10 protein-coding genes are annotated in these 17,767 nt (G+C 55.6%); 8 read left to right on the top strand and 2 right to left on the bottom strand.

Features of this window, described 5'->3' with window-relative positions; all coding sequences use genetic code 11:
• The first annotated feature begins 22 nt into the window (after positions 1 to 22).
• The 7 genes from ABD890_RS17530 (at position 23) to ABD890_RS17500 (ending at position 11,736) form a co-directional block, all read left to right on the top strand.
• A complete protein-coding gene (locus ABD890_RS17530; RefSeq protein WP_345092639.1) occupies positions 23 to 1,405 on the top strand; it encodes a vWA domain-containing protein in 1,383 nt (460 codons plus the stop codon).
• Positions 1,386 to 2,300 (top strand): hypothetical protein, encoded by a 915-nt coding sequence (locus ABD890_RS17525; RefSeq protein ID WP_345092636.1) that lies wholly within the window; start codon positions 1,386 to 1,388, stop codon positions 2,298 to 2,300. Before ABD890_RS17530 ends, ABD890_RS17525 begins: the two co-directional genes overlap by 20 nt.
• A 21-nt stretch (positions 2,301 to 2,321) precedes the next feature.
• On the top strand, positions 2,322 to 5,117 hold the full coding sequence (locus ABD890_RS17520; RefSeq protein ID WP_345092633.1) for a hypothetical protein: 2,796 nt from the start codon (positions 2,322 to 2,324) through the stop codon (positions 5,115 to 5,117).
• 2 nt (positions 5,118 to 5,119) lie between these two features.
• Entirely contained in the window at positions 5,120 to 5,842 is a 723-nt protein-coding gene (locus ABD890_RS17515; RefSeq protein ID WP_345092629.1) for a DUF4159 domain-containing protein, read from the top strand.
• 18 nt (positions 5,843 to 5,860) lie between these two features.
• Positions 5,861 to 7,213, top strand: a complete 1,353-nt coding sequence (locus ABD890_RS17510) for a multiheme c-type cytochrome (protein WP_345092625.1) — start codon at positions 5,861 to 5,863, stop codon at positions 7,211 to 7,213.
• A gap of 44 nt (positions 7,214 to 7,257) precedes the next feature.
• On the top strand, positions 7,258 to 10,689 hold the full coding sequence (locus ABD890_RS17505; protein ID WP_345092622.1) for a HEAT repeat domain-containing protein: 3,432 nt from the start codon (positions 7,258 to 7,260) through the stop codon (positions 10,687 to 10,689).
• Between the two features lie 99 nt (positions 10,690 to 10,788).
• Positions 10,789 to 11,736: an SIMPL domain-containing protein gene (locus ABD890_RS17500; RefSeq protein WP_345092619.1), complete on the top strand. Its 948-nt coding sequence runs from the start codon at positions 10,789 to 10,791 to the stop codon at positions 11,734 to 11,736.
• A 747-nt stretch (positions 11,737 to 12,483) separates the two neighbouring features.
• Here ABD890_RS17500 and ABD890_RS17495 read toward each other — a convergent pair.
• The gene (locus ABD890_RS17495; RefSeq protein ID WP_345092616.1) at positions 12,484 to 12,768 is read right to left on the bottom strand and encodes a hypothetical protein; all 285 of its coding nucleotides are present in this window, start codon (positions 12,766 to 12,768) and stop codon (positions 12,484 to 12,486) included.
• A gap of 214 nt (positions 12,769 to 12,982) precedes the next feature.
• Here ABD890_RS17495 and ABD890_RS17490 point away from each other — a divergent pair, with 214 nt between their 5' ends.
• Complete coding sequence (locus ABD890_RS17490) at positions 12,983 to 14,569, top strand: glycoside hydrolase family protein (RefSeq protein ID WP_345092614.1); 1,587 nt, start codon at positions 12,983 to 12,985, stop codon at positions 14,567 to 14,569.
• On the opposite strand, the gene ABD890_RS17485 is transcribed toward ABD890_RS17490, so the two are convergent.
• On the bottom strand, positions 14,566 to 17,715 hold the full coding sequence (locus ABD890_RS17485; protein WP_345092610.1) for an efflux RND transporter permease subunit: 3,150 nt from the start codon (positions 17,713 to 17,715) through the stop codon (positions 14,566 to 14,568). The two genes, ABD890_RS17490 and ABD890_RS17485, sit on opposite strands and share 4 nt — an antisense overlap.
• Positions 17,716 to 17,767 lie beyond the last annotated feature (52 nt).

Genomic DNA, 17,767 nt, shown 5'->3' with positions numbered 1-17,767 from the left:
TTCAACTTCTCGTAGGTAATTTGTGATTCGCTTTGATCCTCACATCCCGCTCGCCCTGTGGCTGCCGCTGGCCATAGCTGCCGCTGCGCTGCTGGTGGTCTACGCGATTCGAAGTCAGGACAGACTCACCGGAACACGCCGCACGAAAGTGCTCGGGCTAATGACGGTGTGCCTCGTCTTGCCATTGCTGTTATTACTGAACCCCATCTGGATTCAACGGACACCACCTCCTCCTGGTAAGCCGTTGCTAACGGTACTGGTCGATCAGTCCGCCAGCATGGGAACGGTCGATGGGAATGGGCTCGGCTATTCACGAATTGACGTGGCCAGGCATGCCGCGAAGGCCATCCAGGAACAGCTTGGCGAGAAGTATGAGCTCCGTTTTCGGGCATTCTCGGAAACGAGCCACAGTTTCGAGCCATCCACAATTGATCAACTGGAAGCCGACGGTGGAGAAACGAACTTCGCAGCTAGTATCGAAAAGGTATTAGGTGAAGATCGACCGCCAGGGCAAGCGGTGCTGGTGCTGAGCGACGGAATCGATACCTCTTCGACAAACACGATCGCGTTACAGAAGACGGCCCAGCGGGCGAACGCACTCAGCACGCCTCTTTTCGTTCGACCATTGGGTACCCAGCAAGGCGTGCGCGATTTGCAGGTTTCGTTGCCGCAATCACAGCAGCTGGCGTTCTCGAACCAACGGGTCCCTATCACGCTCCGTTTAGCACACAGTTTCCCCGAGACACAAAAAGTATCAGTCACGTTAAAGGCAGATAGCGAAACGATCGAAGAGCGGGTCGTTAATTTGCTGCCACACACACCGGCTGAAGAAACCTTCTACGTCGAGCCCGATGCAAGTGGGCTCTTTCGGTATCAGCTTTCGGCTGCTTCGATCGACGGCGAGGTAACCGAGCTGAACAACTCTGCGACCGTCCTGCTGCGGGTCATCGACCAGCCAGTTGCGGTTTTGCTTCTAGAAGGGAAGCCATATTGGGATACGAAATTTCTGATTCGAACGCTTGCGAATGATCCTTCCGTGGCGCTGACGAGTGTCGTTCAAATGGCGCCTGGCAGATTTCTGCAGCGTCAACTTGAGCCAGCGAAACGCGCCGAAGAGGGATCTACCTCAGAGAGCGAATCGGTCGACAAAGCGACCTCGGTTCCTCAGAACGAGTGGAAGATTCATCGCGAAGCACCCGACGTCCTAGCTGACGGCGAGTTTCTCTCGCAGTTTCAGATCATCATTCTCGGGCGCAATACCGAAGCGTATCTGAATGACAAGACTTTGCGACAGCTCAAGTCATGGGTGTCGAGTAGTGAAGGTTCGCTCGTCTGCTTCCGGGGGTCGCCTGCTTCGCAATTGACCCAAGAGCTGGGAGCGTTTGATGCCGATCGATTGGGATAACTCAGGCGAAACGCATACGCGAATGAGCTTGACCGACGCCGGCCAGGCTGCTCAGTGGTTACCCGATGTGAGCGGTCAATTGGAACTGTTGCCCTCGTTGGCTCTTTCGGCAAGGCCTGATCAGGTCAAGCCACTGACAACCATCTTGGCGGAGGGGGCCAGTAGCGACCAGGCAGTTCCGTTGATCACATTTCGCCCAACCGGACGTGGCAGGGTCGTTGTGCTGGAAGGTTCTGGCATGTGGCGTTGGGCGTTTCTGCCCCCAGAACATCAATCGCACGACGAGATCTACGCCATGCTCTGGCGAAGTCTGGTGCGATGGCTGGTTTCTCATGTGGGACTGTTGCCGCACGAAGAGGTCGCCTTGCGAACCGATAGCGTTACGGTAAGTTCCAACCAAACTGCGGCGGCGACGCTATTACTACGCGAAGAGCAGTGGGACAAGCCTCCCGTTGTTCACCTGACTGGCGGCGGTATCGATGCGGGGCGTTCGTTTGCCCCGGTTAGCCAGGATGCCAACGGTGTCTACCGTGTTAACTTCGGCAAGTTACCTCCAGGGAATTACAGCGCCCAGGTGTTCCGCACGGAAGACAAAGACGCCATTGCGGAAACTTCGTTTGACGTCACCGCGAATCTAAGGGAGCGACTCGATGTTGTGGCTCGGCCGAAGATGCTTCAAGACCTGGCGGAGCAAAGCGGGGCGTCCGTTCTAGAGAAGACCGATCCAACCGAAATGGCGTTGGAACTCGACCATCTGTTCGAAGAACATCGACAACAAAGCCGACCAGACCGAATGATTCGCACGTCCGCGTGGGACCGGTGGTGGGTATTGCTTGGTACGCTCGGTTTGTGGGGCACCACCTGGGTAGTCCGCCGCTGGGCCAGCCTTGTGTAACGAGATCAACGGAAAAAGTGTATGAACTCGCCAATCCAACCATCACCTGACCGTAGTGCAGCGTCGCTGAACGCGAAGCTCGATCAGGTTTTGTTTCGCTACCAACAGGTATGGCTGCTGGTAGCGATCGGTTGGGGACTACTAACGCTACTCGGCGGTAGTTTTATCGCGTTCTGGCTCGATCTCGCCTTCGAACTACCTGCAGCAACGCGGGCCGCGGTACCCTACGTGGTGTTTGGAGCAAGTCTTGGCGTCGTCTTCGTGCTGGCGTTCCGCCGACTGAACGGCTTTGCCAAACCGAACGTGGCCCGGTTGATTGACGATACGGCTGACGCTCGTGGAACCATCGTTACAGGGTGGGATCTGCTGGCAAACGGTATTGCTGCGACATCAGACAACTCGACCGGCCTGGCACAACTTGCGATCGCTCGAGCAGGCCTGGATTCGGAACGGGTCGATCCCGCAGTTGCTGTTTCAAGTCGACCACTGCTCCGGCCGTGGTGTGGTTTTGGCGGACTGGCTCTGGTCGTGCTTCTGATGGCTGCCGCTTTCCCGGAAACAATGCAGACCCAGTGGAAACGATTCGCATTTCCGTGGAGCGATACGGTCCCGGCCAGTTGGCTGGAGCTAACGGTTGTGCCTGGGGATGTTTCCGTTCGTTATGGCGACTCGCTCGATATCTTTGTTGAACCGACCGATCAACCGCTGGAAGACGTTCAGTTGGTTTTGGTCCGCGATGAAAAGGAAGAAGTCGTTCCGATGTTCTTCGATCGCGACAATCGCTGGCGAGCCGTGCTGATGCAGTTGGACGCACCCACAGAATACTACGTACGCGCGTTTCAGGCTCGTAGTGCCAGGCATCAGATCCACATTGTGACGGTGCCGACGATTGAAAAGGTCACCGTAGAAGTGATCCCGCCAGACTATGCGAATGGAATTGGTGGTTACCAGGGACTTTTGCCGCAGTCCGGCCTCGCGGGATTGCCAGGGACGAAGGTGCGTTTTGCCGCGAGCAGTCGGCGTCCCCTCTCTGGCGGATCGATCATGGTGACCGAGGGAGCCACGGTCCGACAAGTCGACCTGATCCCCAGCAAAGAAGGCCCCGAGAAGGTTGTTGGAGAACTTACGCTTCAGTCCTCCGGCAAGTTTGAGCTGCATGTAATCGACATCGATGCCCAGGAATCGCAAGAGTCTGCCACAGGAATGATTACCATCGTAAACGATCAGACGCCATTCGTCCGGCTCATGAAACCGAATCGTGTTTCGATGGCGACCCCCAATGCTAACCTTCCGGTCGAAGTCGATGGGGAAGACGACTACGGGTTGGCAAGAGTTGCCATCTATCGCAGTTTGAATGGGTCCCGGCCATTGCCTTTAGAAGTTGAGTTGCCTGAACCCGCACCGCGCCGAGTCCAGCAGTCCATTTACTTACCATTGGCCTCCTACGGACTTCAGCCGGGCGACCAGATCAAGTTGTTCGCTCGCGTAGAAGACAATCATCCTGGGCTGGCCCAGGGAGCGGAAACACCGGTCGCGATTGTCCACATCATTTCGCAGGAAGAGTACGAAAAGATGCTGCGGGCTCGTGAAGGACTGAATGTCCTGATGTCGAAATATCGACAGGCCCAACGGATGTTGTCGGCACTGCAGCAGAAAGCAAAGCAGTTACAAAAGGAAAACGAGCAGAAGAAGGGGCTCGTCAAGAAAAAGGACAAGGAAGCCGTTCAGAATCTTGCCGACGAGATGCGAAAGAATGCCCAGTCACTCGCCAAGGCTGCCTCTCGGCAATTGCCATACGATTCAGACCAACAGCTCTCGAAGCATCTCGAACAATTGGCCAAGCAATTGGAAGAAGCGGCCGAGAAACTGGAACGGCAATTGATGCGTCTGGAAGGCATGGGAGATTACAGCCAGTTGAGTCAACAACTTGGCGAAATGATGGAGGGGCTCCAGCAACAAAGTGACTTATACGGCGAATCGGCGATGATGCCACTCGAGCAACTCGAACAAATCATGCCGCTACTGATCGCTCAAAATCGGCTGAAGCAACTCGTGAAAGCCCAGAACGATCTGGCGGATCGGTTGAAGGCATTACGGGGTAAAGATGGTGAGGACGATCCTGATCTGAAGGCGCGAATGCGCGACTTGCAGGAAGAGCAGAAGGCCATCCGCAACGAGTTACAGGAAGTCGCCGACAAACTGGAAGAAGGCATGCTGCTGCTTCCCCCTGGCGACGACGCAGAAAAGATTCGGCAGGCAGGTAAAAAACTGGTGGAGGCCCTGCGTTCGAGTGGCGCCGGGGAAGAGATGTCGGCGGCGGAAGATGGCTTGTCCCGATTCTCAGGCACCGATGGTCACGAACATGCCCGTGAGGCCGCCGATAAGTTGTCGCAGTTTGCCGAAGAGAACGATGCTATGAATCAGATGACGCAGCAGTTGCTCGTCGCAATCCCCGGCCTTGGTCCAGGACTGGGAAAGACGGCATCCCAGCTACTGGGGGAAATGGGGCTAGGTGGAAACGGCCGCGGATACAGTTCGGGACGTAGTGACAAGATGGGATTGTTTGGCAGCATGGAAGGTATGTTCGCCGAAACTGGTGGTGGCTCAGACGAAGAGCGCGACAGTCAGGCCCTGGCGGTCGGAGCCGAAGGAGTCAACCCGGACCAGCCATCCATGCTCGATCTCATGACGCCTGGGGGAACTTCCGGGGCAGGGCTAAGTAATGTCCCACTTCGCTATCGCGAACGGGTAGCACAATATTTTCGTCGTATTACGGAAGAAGCCGAGTCTTCCGATTTCATGAATGAGGATCCTTAACGATGAAGTCTGAATTATCCTGGCTAGGGATCGTTGCCATTTCGGCAGCCATTGCCATGGTTCCCAATGCGATGGCCGTCGAGAACGATGCTGCCGGAACGATTGCTCCGGTTCCAGATTCCGCTCAAAGCGGAGGAGAAGGGGAGAGCATCGTTCAGGTTGCCAACCTTGTTTACGCAGGCGTCAAAAGCAGCAAGTGCTTCTCCGATCACTTTCTGGTCCGCGCCGAGCAAGAAACGTCGATTAGCACCAGTCGTCGATTCCACGCCGTGAAGCTGGCCAGTGAAGACCTGTATGACTTTCCAATGGTAATTATGACCGGCGAAGGCACGTTTGAGTTGCCGGAATCGGAACGCCAAAGCCTGCGACGATACGTCGAGCGAGGTGGCTTTCTGTTGGCATCCGCTGGTTGTTCTTCGGAAGAATGGAACAAAGCGTTTCGCGCCGAGATGGAAGCTATCTTCCCTGATCACCCGCTGACCGCACTCGACATGGAGCATCCGATCTTTCACACCGTCAATGATATCGAAACACTGAAAGGCTGGCATGCCGACCCACGTCCGATAGAAGGGGTCAGCATTGGTGGGCGTATCGGCGTCATCTTCTCTAACGATGGCCTGAACGACACCAAGCATACCCAAGGCTGCTGCTGCTGCGGTGGAAACGAAATCACCAACGCCGAGGAAATCAACGTCAATATCCTGGCTTACGCTTTGACCTATTAGTGTCTTGAAATGCGATCCATGCGAAACCTCCTCAACCAAATGAAGCTTCCGCAACGCCTGCCACTTGGCTCGGCCGCGGCGTGCGCTTTGTTGATGGTGGGTTGCTCGCCTGCGAAGCCAGAATCGACCAAGCCTCTTTCGATTGTGGTCAGTGGCGATACCGCTGGCTGGATTGTCCCGTGCGGATGTACTAGCAACCAGTCAGGAGGTCTCCTGCGGCGGGGTGGCTACCTACGGCAATTGAGCGAAGATCGCGAGGTTGTTTATCTCGACTGCGGAGGTGCTGGCAGTGGAACCTCTCCGTACGACTTCGCCAAGTTCGAGGCAATTTTGGCCGGGGAACAGGCCATGGGGGTGAAGTTCCACAATGTTGGTGCTTCCGAAGTTGCTTTCCTGGCAAATTCGACGCCAAACGAAGGCAACGCCTTCCCAGGACTGCACTCGGCAAACGTGACAGCCGACCTGCTTTCGTCCGATCGCTATCAAATACTGAAAGCCGCCGGGAAACGCATTCTTGTCATCGGGGTGCTGTCGAATGCCGATGGTTCGGCTAAAAGCGGTCACGAACCAGCACGCGACGCCGTGCTTGGAGTTCTGGCAAAGGTCAAACGAGGCGATGACTACGATTTCGCGATTCTACTGGCTTATGCAGCGGAAGAAGAACTGGTTACGCTGGCGAAACAATTGCCAGAGCTCGATGCTGTGATTGGTGGACCTACCGGCCAGGCGATCGTCCCTCGAAAAGTGGGGGCAACCTGGATCGGGGCCGCCACCAACAAAGGCAAGTTTCTGGTCCAGCTAGATTTCCCAGCGAACGGAGACGCATCGGTCGTTGGCAAGGCGGTTGAGATGGCTGCGGATCTTCCCGAAGATCCAGAACAAATCGCGAATCTCGAAGCGTTCTATCAGCGGCTCGCCCAGCGAGACTTTTCCGCCAGCGAAACCTCGTTCTCGGACCAGACGTTATTTCAAAGCAGCCCGAGCGGGACGATCGCGGGTCATACGACCTGTCAAAGTTGTCATGAAGAAGACTATCAGTTGTGGTCTCAGTCTGCCCATGCGCATGCCTGGAAGACGTTGGTCGATCAAAAGTCGGATGTCGACCCGTATTGCCAGCAATGTCACGTCACCGGATATGGCGTTGAGGGTGGATTCGTGTCACGCAAACAATCTTCCGATCGCGTTGATGTATCGTGCGAAAGCTGTCATGGACCTTCCGACGCGCATCGCAATGATCCTTCGATTCGAACGGCCTATTTCGGGAATGCGAAGGTGACCTGCGTGCGCTGCCACGACCACGAGAACAGTCCAGAGTTCGACTACCAGACCTACTGGGAGCAAATCGAACATGGAAAAGGGAGTTCCGGATGATGAGAATCGGCTCAAAACTCGGGCGGTCTTACCTCTGGATCGCTATGGCATGCCTAATGGGGGGCGTCGGCGTGGCGTCGCCGAACTTGCGGGCGCAAGAGTCTCCTCCTTCGCTCGATCAACAATTGATCGATTCGCTGGGCGGATCAGTGGAACAGATGGTGGAAGATGCGCTCTCTGACGACCCATCCAGCAAAACACCAGCCCATGAATTGCCAGTAGAAGATTCCGGCCAGAAGCCCGCTGAACAGAAGACTCCACCTGAGATCAAAGTTGTCCCGCACCAGATGCGTGAGGAAACGGGCGGGCTCGCTGGCGTTCTACAGTTGGCACAGCAGGAAGATCATCCGCTTCTGATCATCGCGGGGGGAGAAAATTGCCCCTGGTGTACGCTGCTGAAACAGGAGCTACAAAAGGAGCCACTGCCGACTGCCCTGAAGAAATGGACGCTGGTTGAATTCGACGTCGACCAGTTGCCAGCCACTGCTCAGCAACTTGGCGTCACGGTGATTCCTGCCCTAAGGATTCTGTCGAAGTCTGGCACGTCCATCGCCAAGCATGACGGATACCTGGAAGTGGCGGAGCTCGCGGAGTGGCTCGAGGAACATCGTCAAACGGCAGCAGAAGAAGCCGATCGTATTTTGCTCGATCGCAACGAACCAGACACCACGACCGTTTTAAAGTTGATTCAACAGCTTGATCAGCGAGATGCCCTCCGTCGTGAGGCAGCGATCAGCCGATTGGCGTTGGTGCCTCAACTTGCCAGCGGACCCCTTGTCGATGCTTTCGCCGACGGTGATCTCTCGATGCGATTGGCCACGCTCGAGGTGTTGCAGCAATGGGATGCCCCAGTCAGTGGTATCGATCCATGGCAACCTGAATCGATTGACGAGACCCTGATTCAATCGCTACGGGAGTGGAGTTCCGAATTAAAGATCGATCCAAATGGCAGGGACAGCGGGCTCTCAGATGAACAGCTTGCCGAAGCCAAGACGCAAATCGATCGTTTGCTGAAGGTCGACCTGCTGGAAGGCGAAGCAATCGCTGCCCGGCTATCGCGTCATGCGGATGCGTTGTTGCCGGAGGTCTATCGGCGACTGGAAGATGCCGAGACGGACGATGCGCGGATGAAGCTCCGCGCCCTACGATATCGCCTCGTCGCGAACGATTCGCTGGTGCTGCGATTTCCTGGCGGACTCGCACGCCTGGCATCAAGTGACGTGCCGACCCGTCGCCAGGCAGCCGAACAACTGATCAGCCTGCCTTCCGCCGGTGACCAGGCACTGTTTCTGGAACTGTTCAGCGATCGCGATTCGCTGATTCGAGAACTGGCCCTTAAGGGTTTGCAAACCGTCGGTGGTGAAGCCGCGACTCAGACACTGGTCAAGCTGCTTTCCGATCCCGAGCCGAACGTGCGGGCAGCAGTGCTTAAGCAGCTTGCCGAACAAGCATCGCCGAAGCTGTTGCCGCAAGTTGCTGAGTACGTGAAGTCTGAGACCGATCCTGACTTGCTCGTCCATGCGCTGCGGTACTTCCGCGAAATTCCGACGGAAGCGAGTAGTCAGGCGGTGCTGCCGCTTCTTTCGCATGATCAATGGCAAGTTCGCGCTGAGGCTGCCGATGCGATTCGAGAGTTTATGAACGACAGTGAATTTAGTCAGAACGAGATGCTGGTCGGCCAGGTCGAAGAGCAGCTATTGTCGCGGCTCGATGATGAGGATGGCTTTGTATTCAGCCGGGTCGCCTCCGCCTTAGCAAAACGACTCAAAGAACCGGCCGTCGAGCCATTCTTTTCCGCCTTAGAGCAACATCCCGAAGTTGCCCCGGAGGTGATCAAAAGCATGTCGTATTCCACGGCGGAAATGACCGCAGTCCAGGATCGGCTCTTCATGCTTTTGAAGCACGACAGTGCCACGCTTCGAATAAGTGGCATCGAAGGGATCTCGCGTGCCAGCGAGCATCCGCCTTCCGAGTGGGTCGAGGACATGCTCAACGATCCCGAAGAACGGGTACGCGTGGCGGCAGCCACGGTTTTATTTGGAACATTCCACGATCAACTCGAAAGCAAGAAGCGATGGTTGGTTGAAGGTTCTGGTCCACGTCTATCCGATGGGTTGGAGCTTGACAGTTCGCCAGGGAACGATCCGTTCGGAGACCCATTTGGTGCCATTCGCAAGATCTTTTCTGCGGAGAAGCCGGAGGAAGAAAAGAAGCCTGCGGAAAAGCCAAAGCCATGGGATGAGATGGTGGCCGAAATCAATGTGACGCTGCCTTGGCCCAACGCGCAGCAGACGCTGGTTCCACAGTTGAAGGAAATGATGACGAGCGAAGACCCAGCGACGCGTCTGCTGGCAGCCAGCAATCTGTTAGTGATGGGTCATAAAGACGAGACTTTGCCCGTCATCGAAGAGGCAGTGCAATCGCGGCCGTCGCTCGCGGGAAATGCAGCGGCCATATTGCCATGGTTACCGTGGGAACAACGCCTCGAGAAATTCAACTGGCTCTTGCCCATGGCGTTACAGCATGATCAGTCACGTCAACTCTTTCAGGCATTCACCGAACCGTTGGAACCTCGCGGTGCGGAACGACTTTGGGAGATTGTCGCCCACAAAGACTTTAATTCAAGACTCGCTGGGAATATCTCGCGTGCGATTGGGGCGGCGCTGACCGGCGAGTGGTACTGGCGGTTCGACAAAGACAGCGATGACAATCCAGCGATCAGGGATCAGGTGATCGAGAACGCCAAGTTGCATCTGCAAACGGGGAACGAGTGGGAAACCTTGATTGCCCTTTTTCAGATTAGTAATGCCGATCCGACGATGGCTACCAGCCTGGCGAAAGAGATTTACGCCGACGAGTACCAGACGCAAGAACTCCGCGACGACGCCTATCAGATTGCCTTCCTTTATGCGGAACGCGACAAACGCGTTGCGTTAGCGAAGGATGGACTGCAGAGCGATAATCCCAAGCATCAGGCGATTGCGGTGGTCGCGCTAGTTCTGGAGGATGAATATGATGAGTTCTCAACCGTCCGGAATGAACTCCACTTCAATCGTTCGTATTCCTCGCAATTCTATTCATCGTCAAGCTCAGGCCCTGGGCCGATCATTCCGAAGGTGATCGACGGAATTGATCCCGAAACCGCTCGCGGTCTGCTGACACACTCGGAAGCAAAAGTACGCGCCCTGGCTGGCTATGCTCTGGCAATGCATGGCGATGACGCGGGACTGGCAGAGTTGCTGGAATTCTGGAGAAACGAGGCACACGAAGATTCGACTTACCAACGGCTTGTCTATCGGGCGATTGCGAAGTTGAACGCAGGCGATCAGATCGAAACTCTGCGGGAAATCGCCTCGCAGCACGAAGGATACTACGCCGGACCGTTCTACTGGACCATCCGCATCATGAGCGGCGACGAAGTGCTTCAGTTACGCAAAGAACTGCGAGACAAGTTTGGCGACAACATACTTCATTAAGTACGAAGCGAAGCCACACCAACGTGGTCAACGAACAACATCCAGCCAAGATCAATATGCCTGGCCGCATAGCGGTGGCGACTTTTCAAGAGGACGAGTATGAGAACCGCATTTCTTAAGGTAACTGCAGTCGCTACGGTGGCCTGTTTATTATTGGTTAGTGGCCCGCAATCGACATTCGGTGAAGAGGCTCGGTTGCTGCGATCCAATGGCACATCCGTGATCAAGCGGTTGCCGCAGGAACTGGTCGTGACCATCGAGTTTCTCGCACGCGATAAGTCGGTGAAGGAAGCGGTTGCCAAGCTCGAAAGCCGCAAGAAGACTGCCGAAGGCTTGCTCAAGACGTTGGATGCCGACATGGAGTCGGTGCAATTTACCATGCCATCGACATCCAATCGTTCCAGCCAAAAGATGGAAGAGTTGCAGGCGATGTTCCAGGAAAACATTCGTCGCAGCGGATCGGAAATGCCGGAAGGACTCAAGCTGCCGAAGTCGGTCAACGTGAGTTCAACGCTGACAGTCCGTTGGTTGCTCCCCGAAGGATCACCGACGGAACTGTTGCTGATAATCAGTGATCTGAAGCAAAAGATCGAGGACGCGGATATCGCCAGCACTAAAGATGAAGAGCCGAATCTGGCCGAGCAGGAAATGATGGCGGAGGCCGAGGCGATGGGGTACAGTTCGTACCGCTCGCGTTCCAGTGAAGAGGTCGAGCCAGGCACGCCGAAGTTCAGCTTTCGCTGCCAACTTGCGGACGAAGATCGTCAGCAGGGGCTGAAGGACGCCTTCAAGAAGGCTCGAGCAAATGCCGAAGAATTGGCAAACGCTGCCGGAATGAAGGTGGCCCGCCTTAGCAATCTTGAGTCGAACGTCCGTGGTGCATCAGCCGAGATGAATGAATACTACGGCTACCCAGGCGCCTATGGCCGTGGGATGGGCATGCCCTCGACGAATGATGGTGTGACGGCGGAGAGCCCATTGTTTGGCGAGCTCGAGTTTCACTTTTCAGTTGGGGCAGCCTTCGAAATGGTCGCCGCTGGGAAATAGCTTTTCTCGCGCTAGACATCCCATTTCAGCCCTGGTCCGGACCAACGGGAGCAGGGCTTTTCTTTTTGCTGGATGACTTCTAATTGCGGCCGATTGTTCCAAGTAATATCGAGTCTTCCCGCTGCTTTCTGGGTTGGTGCTTACACCTCATCGGTGACACCGATCTCCTGCTGCCTCGCCAGACATTCGCCCCCCAAAAGGGCGCTGTCCGTCGCGACTTGAAACCGTCGACTATGTTGGTGTCGCTCGAAAATGCACGTCCGGTTCCGAAGAGCATTGACTGTGGTGTGGCGAGGGCGATTAAGCAAAGCCTGGCCGGATGGCCGTTGAATGGGCCCAGAGCAACCTTGCCGATTCCCTGGTCCGAATGGATGCACTTCTTGATCAGCTACGAGCGGGCTGAGAAACTGATCGATGATCATGTTCCTATGCCTGACCCAAAGTCAGGGGCACGGAATCATCGAGCTCTGTCAATTGTGCAGTGATACTCGATGATAAACCTTTGCCTTCTGCCTACTTCATTACGCCGTCACTATGCCTACCGAACCTTTCCAATGCTACCCTGAAAACCCCGGCATCCTGCGACGGTTCGAATTGGGTGGACTGTCGAAATCGGAGCTGCGGGAGAGGTTGCGAAGTCTGGATATCCAATTGAATCCGATCGGAGAGCAACTCTTTCGGCATCCTCGGTTCGTTCCAAGCCGATCAATCTATTCTTTGTCCACCGTTGAGCTATCGGTTGCCGAATTAGGTCTTGGCAATGGAGGAACTCTCGGCGAGATTGGCGAGCAAATGCGGAAAGTCGGACTCGATTTCTGTCCTCTCGAAACCGGACCGTTTTGGCGTCTGCAATTTCTCGATCAGGCAGAAGGTGCAATCGGCCAGACGCCAACCCAGAACTGTGCTCCCGCAGGGGCAATCACGGTATTTTCCAGGCCGCTCGATTCTAGTGATGGCACGCCAAAAGGATTTTATCTGCGGAAAATCGAGGGGATGTTGTGGCTTCGCGGGTATGTTTGTGGCGACGATCATCGGTGGAGTCCGTTAGATCGGCTCCTATTTGCGGTTAAAGCGTAGAGGAGCCGCAACTCGACGTGAGTGGCGTTCTGAACCGAGGTTGGGTCGCAACCGCTTCTCGTTTATCATGCAGCAGAATACTGCGGCAACTCGCGCCAGCGGTTTTTAGCTGAATCAGGGGGAACCGGCTCCCTCGCCACGAACCATCTGCAGAGAAGACAAAAGCACCGTGTTTACTGAATCCGAAGGCAGCCGCAAAGCGATTGGCGACGTTGATGTTGTGTATCACGAAGGACTATATCACCTGTTCCATCTCGTGCTGCCCAACCATGACTTCATCGCCCATGCCGTCAGCACCGATGGCATCAACTGGCGACGAGTCAACAATGCGCTATTCATCGGCGATCCGGGATCTTGGGACGACTTGATGTTGTGGACCATGGCGGTCTCACCCGATCCGTTCGTGCCTGGCCGATGGCGGATGTTCTATACTGGTCTCTCGCGTCGAGAACAAGGAAATATTCAAAGGATCGGACTGGCGGTCAGCGACGATCTTTATCATTGGGAGAAAACGCCTGCGAATTGGTCCGATGAACGCGGCCCGTACGACCCACCCGAGGTGCTTCAGGCTCGGGAGTTGGCACGAGAGCAACCTACCAGTTGTCGACATGCTCCGTTCGATTCGGAAAGTCATTTTCCGTTGGAACCGGATGGCGAGTACTACGAATCGAAACTCGATGAAGGTCGGCATTGGGTTAGCTTCCGTGATCCCTATTACTATCACGAAGGGGAGCGTGGCTGGCTGATCATGGCCGCGCGAACTAAAGAAGGCCCAATCGTGCGCCGAGGATGTGTCGGCGTGATGGAGGAAGTCGGTCCTGGGCAGTTCGAGGCCCGGCCGCCACTTCATCATCCAGGGCTGTACGACGATATCGAAGTGCCGAATCTCATTAAGATTCGCAACGAATATTACCTGATTGGCAGCCTTCGCGAAGATGCCAAGATTCGTTATTGGCACACGAGCCAGATCGGCAAGCCGTGGCGCAGCTACTACGATAATGTGCTTCTGGCGCAAGGCAACTATGCCGCTCGCGTTTGTCGCGATGACAAGGGATGGCTGCTTTGGAACTTCTTCACGCTGGGTGGGCTTGATCGAACTTCCCGAAATCTGATGCCTCCTCCCAAGCGACTGGTGCTTTCAGAAGAAGGAATGCTGCGAGCCAAGTCGTTTGAGGGTTTGGATCAATGGCTGGGCGAACGGATCGATACACGCTGCGTTCATCCGCTCCAGCGGGGCATTGGTCAACAAACCTGTTCGATCGATGGCAATAACCTCGATCTCTGTTGTGAAGCGGGCTTCCAGGCGTACGTCTTCGATGGGGCGATTGAATCGGCGAAATTCAGTGCCAAGATCGATCTGTATGGTCTCGGCAAGTGTGGCATTATTTGCCGCGTCGATCCCGAAACCCAGGACGGCTACTACTTGTCGCTTGACTTGTTGAAAGGAGTCGCTCAGCTTCGTGCCTGGCACACCGGAGAGCCAGGCAGTGGCGAGCACATGATGCAGTTCCGGGCACTGCAAGGTGGGAACTGGCATAGCACCACCCCTGGTCAAGCCGAGATTAGCTTGATCGCGTTTGGCCATTACCTGGAGCTTTCCGTTGACGGTCGCGTGATCCTCTCGCTGGCCGATTCGACCTTCTCTTCGGGCGAGTTCGGAGTCTACCTCGAATCCGCCAGCATGCGTTTGTACGACGTCGACCTGCGAAAGATGCGTGGGCCAGAGCAATCTGCCAATCACCTGGTGACCGGCTAGTGCTCCGTTACCGGTTCCGCTGCATTGTCGTCGGCCTTGTTCCTGGAGAAGAACTCGGCCGACTTCTGAATGACGACGTAAAACAATGGGATGAAGAAGATTGCCAGGAAAGTTGCTGACAACATTCCGCCAACCACCCCCGTGCCAAGAGATCTTCGCCCGGCGGCACCTGCACCGGTTGCGATTGCCAGCGGAACGACGCCGAGAATAAACGCGAGGGAGGTCATGACGATTGGTCGGAAGCGAAGCTTGGCTGCTTCGACCGCGGCATCGACAATTCCCATGCCGTCCTTGCGAAGGGCAACGCAGAACTCCACGATCAAAATCGCATTCTTTGCTGACAATCCAACCAGCGTCAGCAGACCGATCTGAAAGTAGATGTCCTGCGTGTACCCACGCAGGAAGACGGCAATCAAAGCTCCGAGTACCGCCAAGGGCACGGCTAAAAGCACGCCCAGTGGAAGTGACCAACGTTCGTACTGAGCTGCCAGTACTAGGAACACCACCAGCAATCCGAATGCCAACACCATGGGGGCCTGGTTGCCTGCTTTGATCTCCTGGTAGGAAGCCCCACTCCATTCAATGCCATACCCAGGAGGTAATTCATCGGCGGCAAGTTGACGAATGGTATTCATGGCCTGACCGCTACTCACACCCAAGGCTGGAGCGCCAGTGATTTCCACAGCCGGGAATCCGTTGTAGCGGCTCACCAGGTTAGGACCCGCTCGGAAGCTCGTGTCGACAATCGCCGACAGCGGAACCATCTGGCCCAGGTCGTTTCGAACATAGATTCTCTCGATATCAGTCGGCGATCGACGCACCTCTGGTTCCGCTTGAACTTGAACACGCCAGATGCGACCGAAACGATTGAAGTCATTTACATACAACGAACCAAAGTACGCCTGCATGGGCTCGAACACGTCGGCTAGATGGACGCCCATCATACGCGTCTTTTCTCGGTTCAGGTCGACGTAAACCTGAGGCAAGGTAACCCGTAAGGTAGCATTAAGGCCGGTCAGCTCAGGGTTTTGGTTGGCGGCGGTAAGGAACTTCTGCGTTGCCTCAGCCAGCTCGTTAACGGTTCCACCACCGCGCTGTTGCACTTCGATTGTGAAACCGGCTCGTTGTCCCAACCCTTGAATCGGCGGCGGGTTGATTGTCAGAATCAAGCCATCCGTGATCGATCCTGTCAGCTTTGCCGAGTCAGCAATCAATGCCTCGGCCGAGAGATGAGGTTCTTCGCGATCATGGAACGATTTCAAACGAACGAAAAGAACCCCTGCATTCGTACTTGCCGCTCCACCACCCAGGACGTCATAGCCAATCAGGCTCACCACACCTTCCACGGCCGGGTGTTCGCCAAAGAACTTCTCTCCGCGTTCGATAACACTTTGCGTTTTGTCAAGCGAAGCTCCATCCGGCAGCATAACCACTCCAATCACGTAACCTTGGTCTTCGTCCGGAAGAAAGCCTGCCGGAACAACTCCCGCCAGGCGATAGGTTGCATAGCAAAGAGCGGCAAACGAGAGCAATGTAACCAGCCCGAAGCGAATCGAGATCTTTACACCGCCGACATAGCCGAAAGTAATCCAGTCGAATACCTTGTCGAAGGCCCGGAAGAGAATGTTCTTCTTGCCGTGGTCTGCCTTAAGCAACAAGGCAGCGAGAGCAGGGCTGAGGGTCAAAGCGACCAGACCCGAAATTGCCACGGATAAGGCGATGGTCACGGCAAACTGGCGATACATTTGCCCCGTAAACCCGCCCAGGAATGTAACCGGAACGAATACCGCTGAGAGCACAAGCACGATCGCAATCACCGGCCCCGTCACTTGTTCCATTGCCTTGATCGTGGCCAGCCTTGCGCCTATGTGGTCCTCGTGCATAATTCGCTCGACGTTTTCGACCACGACGATGGCGTCGTCCACCACGATACCGATCGCCAAGACGAGTCCGAACAGAGTCAGCGTATTGATGGAGAAACCAAGCAGAATCATCCCGGCGAAGGTACCGATCACGGCGACGGGAACTGCCAAAAGCGGAATCAGCGTGGCTCGCCAAGACTGCAGGAATAGATAAACCACGATGATCACGAGCACCACCGCCTCGAACAGTGTATGAATCACCTTCTCGACAGAGTCACTCACGAACGAAGTTGTTTCAAACGCGACGCTCCACGTGATGCCGGCTGGGAAATCGTGAGCCGCTTCCTCCATCGAGGCCTCGACGCTCTCCATCGTAGCCAATGCGTTCGCACCACTTTGTAGATTGATCATGATCAACGTCGTGGGCTTGCCGTTGAGTCGGCTGACCATGTTATAGTTTTGGGCACCCAGTTCGATCCGGGCCACATCTTTCAACCGCACAATCGCGCCGTCCGGAGTGGCACGCAGGATTACGTTCTCGTAGTCGCTGACTTCGCTCAAACGTCCTCGGGTGAGCACCGGCAATGTCAGTTCGACCTCGTCGCCGGTCGGCCGCTGACCAACCATACCTGCAGGAAATACTGCGTTTTGATCGCGTAAGGCGTTTGTGACGTCCGAAACCGTCATCCCCTTTAGCGCGAGTCGGTCTGGATTCACCCAGATACGCATCGAGTAGTCGCGATTCCCGAAAACGGTCGCGTCACCCACTCCCGGAACACGCTTGATACGATCGAGCAAATTGATCGTCGCGTAGTTGCTCAGATACAAGTCGCTGATGTTGTCGTCACTCGACTCGAGCGCAACCAGGCCAAGGATACTGCTGGAAGCCTTCACCACGGTCACGCCATTGCGGACCACTTCCTGGGGAAGCTTAGGCTGGGCGATCGCCAGACGGTTTTGAACTTCCACCGCTGCCATGTCCTGGTCGGTGCCAATCTCGAACGTGACGGTAATCTTGCAGGTTCCGTCGTTACTGTTCTGAGAGCTGAAGTAGATCAGATGCTTGATCCCGCTGAGTTGTTGCTCGATCGGAGCCGCAACCGACTCGGCAAGCGTCTGCGCGTCGGCGCCAGGATAGACCGCCGTAATGACAACTTGGGGCGGTGTGATCTCGGGATAACGCTCGACCGGCAAGACGAAGATAGCCACCCCGCCTGCAATGACGATTAGTAGCGACAACACAATCGAGAAGACTGGGCGATCAATGAAGAAGCGAGAGAACATACCACCATACCCTGAGTTAGTCGGCAATGCAGTCGGGAAGAGAAGGGGAGCG

This window comes from Bremerella cremea (genome assembly GCF_039541315.1).
GTDB lineage: Bacteria > Planctomycetota > Planctomycetia > Pirellulales > Pirellulaceae > Bremerella > Bremerella cremea.
Note: the sequence above shows the minus strand (reverse complement) of the source record. Positions and strands in the feature narration are given on the sequence as shown.

What these genes read in the sequence shown, in the direction of transcription:
- ABD890_RS17525 (WP_345092636.1), top strand. Translation starts at nt 1,386, where the DNA reads ATGCCGATCGATTGGGATAACTCAGGCGAAACGCATACGCGAATGAGC.
- ABD890_RS17520 (WP_345092633.1), top strand. Translation starts at nt 2,322, where the DNA reads ATGAACTCGCCAATCCAACCATCACCTGACCGTAGTGCAGCGTCGCTG.
- ABD890_RS17515 (WP_345092629.1), top strand. Translation starts at nt 5,120, where the DNA reads ATGAAGTCTGAATTATCCTGGCTAGGGATCGTTGCCATTTCGGCAGCC.
- ABD890_RS17510 (WP_345092625.1), top strand. Translation starts at nt 5,861, where the DNA reads ATGCGAAACCTCCTCAACCAAATGAAGCTTCCGCAACGCCTGCCACTT.
- ABD890_RS17505 (WP_345092622.1), top strand. Translation starts at nt 7,258, where the DNA reads ATGGCATGCCTAATGGGGGGCGTCGGCGTGGCGTCGCCGAACTTGCGG.
- ABD890_RS17500 (WP_345092619.1), top strand. Translation starts at nt 10,789, where the DNA reads ATGAGAACCGCATTTCTTAAGGTAACTGCAGTCGCTACGGTGGCCTGT.
- ABD890_RS17495 (WP_345092616.1), bottom strand. Translation starts at nt 12,768, where the DNA reads ATGATCGTCGCCACAAACATACCCGCGAAGCCACAACATCCCCTCGAT.
- ABD890_RS17485 (WP_345092610.1), bottom strand. Translation starts at nt 17,715, where the DNA reads ATGTTCTCTCGCTTCTTCATTGATCGCCCAGTCTTCTCGATTGTGTTG.